Below are 5,748 nucleotides of genomic sequence, written 5' to 3'. Positions count from 1 at the left end.
CTTGGGCCCACTCGCCGGTTTTTCTTTTTGGCCGCCCTTGGCCCAACAAAAACGCTCACGAGACCCGACGGCCCGAAAAGCACTGCGGGCGCCTTCGGTTCGAAGACGCCCGCACCGGTCGATCACGGCGGGAAGATGCCCGGCGGCAACACAGGTTGCTCCGGCTGTTGCGGCGGTCGGTCGCCCGGCGGCTGCGGTGGTTGCTGCGGCGGGCCGGGCGGCGGCTTCTCCGGCGACGGAGGTGGCACGTACCCGGTGCTCACCGAGAGCGTCACGATCTCGCCCGGCAGCGCGAAGCCGCGGGGCGTCTGGCTGGTCACCGTGCCCTGCTTGCGCGTGCTGCTCACCGAGCGCTCCTGGACCTGGTAGCCCGCCTTCTGCAGCGTGTCGGTGGCCCGCTTCCGGTCCATGCCGACGACGTTGGGCACCTGGAACTCTTCGCCGCCGTTCTCGTACCGGCCGGTGGTCGGCGGCAGCGGCAGCGCCGGCAGGCCCTCGTGGATGACCTTCATCGCGTCGAAGAAGGTCCGCGCCGGAACCTTGCCGCCGTAGATGTTCCCGCCGTTGACCCCGCACAACCGCGGCGGATCGGAGTCGCAGATGCCCTGCGGCGAGGTGCCGTCGCTGAAGGTCAGCACCGCGCCCGCGAACTGCGGGGTGGCGCCCAGGAACCCGGCCGACTGGTGGGCCTCGGTGGTGCCGGTCTTCGAGGCCAGCGGGCGGTTCCAGCCGGCCGCGTTGGCCGCCGCGTATGCGGTGCCGCCCGGCTGGTCGTCGCGGCCCATCCCGACGGCCATCGCGTTCGCCAGGCCGGCGTCGACGGCCTGCTCGCACGGGTCTTCGGTGATCGACACGGGATTGCCGTTGCGGTCCAGGATCTGCTCGACCGGTGTCGGCGGGCACCACACGCCGCCGCTCATGATCGTGGCCGCGACGTTGCTGAGCTCCAGCGGACTGGTCGGCGCGTAGCCGAGCGTGAAGGCGCCGATGTTGCGCTGCTTGACCTGCTCGGCCTGGGACAGCCCGTTGGAGCCGTTGGGCGCCAGCGGATCGCCGCCCGCGGTGTGGCCGAGCAGCGTCTCGCGCATCCCGAGCCGCGTCGCCATGTCCACCGTCTGCGCGAGCCCGACGCGTTCCTGCAACGCCACGAAACCGGTGTTCGGCGAGGTCGCCAGCGCCATCTGCAGGGTGCGCGGGCCGGGGCGCACGCCTTCGGCGTTGCCGACCGTGTAGGGCGCGGTGCCGTTCTTGTACACCGACGACGTGTAGGAGCCCGGAGCCTGGATGGTGTTGTAGATGCCCATCCCCTTCTCCAGCGCGGCCGCCGAGGTGAACACCTTGTAGATCGAGCCCGCACCGAACTTGACCACGCCGCTGGGCAGCGCGTACGCGGTCTGGCCCTTGGCGGCGTCGAGCCCGAAGTCGCGGTTGGCGACCAGCGCGCGGACCCGGTGCTTGTCCTTGCCGGGCTCCACCACGCTCATCACGTTGGCGATGCCCTTGGTCGTCTTCGGCACGCCGCGCTCGGCGGCGGCCTTCGCCGCGTCGGTGGCGCGCGAGTCGAGAGTGGTGCGGATGGTGTAGCCGCCGCGCTTGAGTTGCTCCTCGGTGAACCCGGCGCGCTCCAGATAGTCGATCACGTACTTGCAGAAGAACCCGTCCGACGGCCCGGCGCCGACGCAGCCGTTGGGGATGCCGCGCAGCGGTTGCGCGAGGCCGAGCGGCGAGTTGCGGGCCTCCTCGGCGGCCTGCGGGGTGATCCGGCGCTGGTCCTCCATCGCCCTGATCACCAGGTTGCGGCGGTTGAGCGCCTCGCCGGGGTTGTTCTCCGGGTTCAGCGCGCTCGGGCTGTTGACCATGCCGGCCAGCAGCGCGGCCTGCGCGATGGTCAGCTGGTCGGGCGTGGTGTCGAAGTAGGTGCGCGACGCGGCGGCGATCCCGTAGGCCTGGTTCCCGTAGGGCACCACGTTGAGATAGCGGGTGAGCACGTCCTCCTTGCTGAGCCGCTTCTCCAGCTGCAGCGCGATCCGGATCTCGCGCAGCTTGCGCGCCGGGGTCTGCTCGATGGCCTTGGCCTGCTTGACCGGGTCGTCGCCGGCGACCACGTGGACCATGTAGTTCTTCACGTACTGCTGGGTCAGCGTCGAGCCGCCCTGCGCGATCGCGCCGGACATCTGGTTGGTCACGGCGGCGCGGAGGGTGCCCGCCCAGTCCACGCCCTGGTGGTCGAAGAACCGCCGGTCCTCGATCGCCACGATCGCCGCCTTCATGGTGTCGGCGATCTGGTCCGGCTGGGCCGGGCTCCGGTTCTGGTCGAAGAGGTACGCGATGGGCAACCCATCCCGATCTGTGACCGTCGTCACAAGTGGTGGTTCCTTGGTCATCAGGTCGGTGGAGATGCTGTTGACCGCGTCGCTGGCGCGATTGGAGACCACTCCGAGTGATCCCGCCGCCGGGAACAGCAGGCCGGCCACCAGGACTCCGGCCAGCACACACAGACCGAATAGCTTCAACAAGCCGTCTCGGACACGCACTTCGCCAGCCTAAAACGGGGTTGCTTCGTGACGGAGTGTCACGGCGGAGATCCGCCCGATGTGATGAGTAAGAAAGATAACGGAGCGACAACCGTTGGTTGGTTGTGGAACCAGCGGGCTCTACAGTCCGTCTACGTCCAGCGACAGCACTGTTGTGGTTGAAGCAGTTCTGAGCACAACATCCGGTGCCGGGGGGCTCCGGACGAAATACGGTCGCCGACGATCCAGTGAGGAGCTGGGGGAACTCTATGTTCGAGCAGGGGGACTGGCGGGTAAACGCCGCATGCCGTGACCAGAATCCGGACCAATTGTTCGTCCGGGGCGCCGAGCAGCGCAAGGCGCGAATGGTCTGCTTCGGCTGCCCGGTCCGTACCGAGTGCCTCAGCGAGGCGCTCGACAACAAGATCGAATTCGGTGTGTGGGGCGGAATGACGGAGCGGGAGCGGCGTGCGTTGTTGCGGCGCCGGCCCGACGTCCGGAACTGGCGGGAATTGCTGGAAGCAGCCCGGCAGGATTACTCCGATTTCACCGAGTTCCAAGTGAGCTAGTCCGTTCGAGGTCGGTCCGGACAATTCGTCGCCACGGCGGATTGACCGGACCGACCTCTGCTATTCACCGGCCAGTCGCCGGCCGATCTCCCGGAGTCCGGCCAGGTCGTGCACGTCCGACGGCAGCGCCGGAACGCCGATCAGCGACACCTCCGGATGCGCCCGGGTGAACCGGGCGAGCATCCGCTTCTCCCGCTCGGCCACCGCGACGCGGTCGGCGTGCACCCGCAGCACCGCCGCGGCCAGCGGCGCCGAGCCGGCCTGCTCCATCTCCTCGGCGGCGGTGGCCGCCCGCGCGCCGGCGAGCCCGGCGAGCACCGGGTGGGTGCGGTTGGCGACCAGGCCGACCAGCGGCATCCGCTCCCCGGCCAGCCGCTCCACGAAGTAGGCGGCCTCCCGCAGCGCGTCCGGCTCCGGCGCGGCGACCACCAGGAACGCGGTGCCGGGGGAGCGCAGCAGCCGGTAGGTCTGGTCGGCGCGCTCCCGGAACCCGCCGAAGGTCGAGTCGAAGGCCTGCACGAACGCGGCGGCGTCGGCCAGCAGCTGCCCGCCGATCACGGTGGACACCGCCTTCGCGAACATCCCGAACCCCGCGCCGACGATCTTGCGCAGGCCCTTGCCGCCGACCCGCGCCGGGCTGGACAGCATCTTGATCAGGCGCCCGTCCAGCACGGTGGACAGCCGCTGCGGCGCGTCCAGGAAGTCCAGCGCCGACCGGCTCGGCGGGGTGTCCACCACGATCAGGTCCCAGGTGCCGGCGGCGGAGAGCTGGCCGAGCTTCTCCATCGCCATGTACTCCTGCGTGCCGGAGAACGACGTGGAAATCGTCTGGTAGAAGGGGTTGTTCAGGATCTGCTCGGCGCGTTCCCGGCCGGCGTGCGCGAGCACCATGTCGTCGAAGGTGCGGCGCATGTCCAGCATCATCGCGTTGAGGTCGCCGGCCGGTTCGAAGCCCTCCAGCTCGACCTGCTTGGGCTGGTTGCTGAGTTCCCGCAGGCCGAGCGCCTGGGCGAGCCGCTTGGCCGGGTCGATGGTGAGCACCACGGTCTTGCGGCCGCGCTCGGCGGCGCGCACCGCGAGGGCCGCCGCCGTGGTCGTCTTGCCGACACCGCCGGAGCCGCAGCAGACGACGATGTGCGTGTTCGGGTCGTCCAGCAACGCGTCGACGTCGACCTGCGCGGGTCGCAGGGGTTCGCTCATCGTGGGCTCCGGATGCCGTGTTCGGTGAGTATTTCGGCGAGTTCGTAGAGCTCGGCGACGTCGATCCCGGTGAGATCGGGCAGCGACACGGTCGGCAGGTCGGTGTCGGCGAGCTGCGCGCGGGCGTCGTCCTCGGTCCGGGTCCGGATGGCGTGCTCGATCGTCTCGTGCACCAGCCCGTCCAGCGTCTCGTCGCCGACCTTGAGCCCGGCGGCGGCCAGCCCGGCGCGCACCCGCTCCGTGTCCACCCGGCCGCCCGCGGCCGCGGCGACGGAGCGGGCCGGCAGCCGGTTGGGCCGGACGCGGTTGCACACCACGCCGCCCGGTCGCAGGTCGGCGGCGTCGAGCTCGGCGACAGCCTCCAAGGTTTCTCGCACCGGCAGCTCTTCCAGCAGCGTCACTAGGTGCACGACGGTGTCGCTGGAGTGCAGCAGGCGCACCACGCCGTCGCTGTGATCGCGGATCGGCCCGACCTTGGCGAGGTCGGCCATCGCGCGGGTGACGTCGAGGAACTTGACCACCCGGCCGGTCGGCGGCGCGTCGACCACCACCGCGTCGTAGACGTAGCGGCCGCGCTCGTCGGTGCGGCCGACGCATTCCTTGATCTTCCCGGTGAACAGCACGTCGCGCAGGCCTGGCGCGAGCGTGGTGGCGAACTCGATCGCGCCCATCTTGCGCAGCGTGCGACCGGCGAAACCGAGGTTGTAGAACATCGACAGGTATTCCAGCAGCGCAGCCTCGGCGTCGATGGCCAGCGCGCGGAGCTCGCCGCCGCCGGGCGCCGCGGCGATCCACTCCTCGGCGTAGGGCAGCGGAGCGGTGTCGAAGAGCTGGGCGATGCCCTGCCTGCCTTCCACCTCGATCAGCAGCACCTTGTGACCGCCGGTGGCCAGGGCGAGGGCCAACGCGGCGGCGACGGTGGTCTTGCCGGTGCCGCCTTTGCCGCTGACCACGTGCAGTCGGGCCTGATTCAGTTCCCCGTCCCAGTCGGTCACACGATCAGCGTAGGTGCCGGGTTCCCCAAATGTCTGCCGACCGCGAACTCGGCCACGCCTCGGCCGCGAGCACCGCAGGTCGTGAGCGCTTGTCGTGAGCGCTGAAACCGGTAAGAACCGGCTTTCTCGCTCACGACCGCTGATCGGGTCGCGGCGGCGGGGAGGGCGGGAAGCCGGTCTCCTAAGGGGTCCTTGCATAATGATCTTTGTCTGGCATGGTGGTGGCTGGAGTTGATCACGTTTCGATCGTTGGGAGCGTGGGATGGCACGCCCGAAGCCGTGGGAGGTCAGTGACGAGCTGTGGGCGTTGATCGAGCCGCTGCTGCCCCGGCACGAGCGTCGGTTTCGGTATCCGGGGCGGCGTCGGATCGATGACCGCAAGACGTTGCAGGGCATCTTGTTCGTGCTCTACACCGGCATCCAGTGGGAGTTCCTTCCCCAGGAGTTGGGATTCGGTTCGGGGTCGACGTG

5 protein-coding genes are annotated in these 5,748 nt (G+C 69.6%); 2 read left to right on the top strand and 3 right to left on the bottom strand.

Annotation, left to right across the window (positions count from 1 at the left end):
* Positions 1–122: 122 nt before the first annotated feature.
* Positions 123–2,534, bottom strand: a complete 2,412-nt coding sequence (locus tag AB0I53_RS45270; RefSeq protein WP_358616220.1) for a transglycosylase domain-containing protein — start codon at positions 2,532–2,534, stop codon at positions 123–125.
* A gap of 248 nt (positions 2,535–2,782) precedes the next feature.
* Here AB0I53_RS45270 and AB0I53_RS45265 point away from each other — a divergent pair, with 248 nt between their 5' ends.
* Complete coding sequence (locus AB0I53_RS45265; RefSeq protein WP_358616218.1) at positions 2,783–3,082, top strand: WhiB family transcriptional regulator; 300 nt, start codon at positions 2,783–2,785, stop codon at positions 3,080–3,082.
* Positions 3,083–3,142: 60 nt separating this feature from the next.
* Here AB0I53_RS45265 and AB0I53_RS45260 read toward each other — a convergent pair whose 3' ends face one another.
* Both AB0I53_RS45260 and AB0I53_RS45255 read right to left on the bottom strand, forming a co-directional pair.
* A complete protein-coding gene (locus AB0I53_RS45260) occupies positions 3,143–4,282 on the bottom strand; it encodes an ArsA-related P-loop ATPase (protein WP_358616216.1) in 1,140 nt (379 codons plus the stop codon).
* A complete protein-coding gene (locus tag AB0I53_RS45255; RefSeq protein ID WP_358616213.1) occupies positions 4,279–5,277 on the bottom strand; it encodes an ArsA-related P-loop ATPase in 999 nt (332 codons plus the stop codon). Before AB0I53_RS45255 ends, AB0I53_RS45260 begins: the two co-directional genes overlap by 4 nt.
* Positions 5,278–5,539: 262 nt before the next feature.
* Between AB0I53_RS45255 and AB0I53_RS45250 the strand changes: the two genes are divergently transcribed.
* Positions 5,540–5,748: transposase (locus tag AB0I53_RS45250; protein ID WP_358616211.1), on the top strand; the 209-nt coding region annotated here is incomplete at its 3' end.

This window comes from Saccharopolyspora sp. NPDC050389, from assembly GCF_040655595.1.
In the GTDB taxonomy this organism is placed as follows: Bacteria; Actinomycetota; Actinomycetes; order Mycobacteriales; family Pseudonocardiaceae; genus Saccharopolyspora.
This window is presented reverse-complemented; position numbering and strand designations above follow the sequence as displayed.

Excerpts from the sequence above, each read along its gene's own strand:
- AB0I53_RS45265 (WP_358616218.1), top strand. The coding sequence starts at position 2,783 with ATGTTCGAGCAGGGGGACTGGCGGGTAAACGCCGCATGCCGTGACCAG.
- AB0I53_RS45260 (WP_358616216.1), bottom strand. The coding sequence starts at position 4,282 with ATGAGCGAACCCCTGCGACCCGCGCAGGTCGACGTCGACGCGTTGCTG.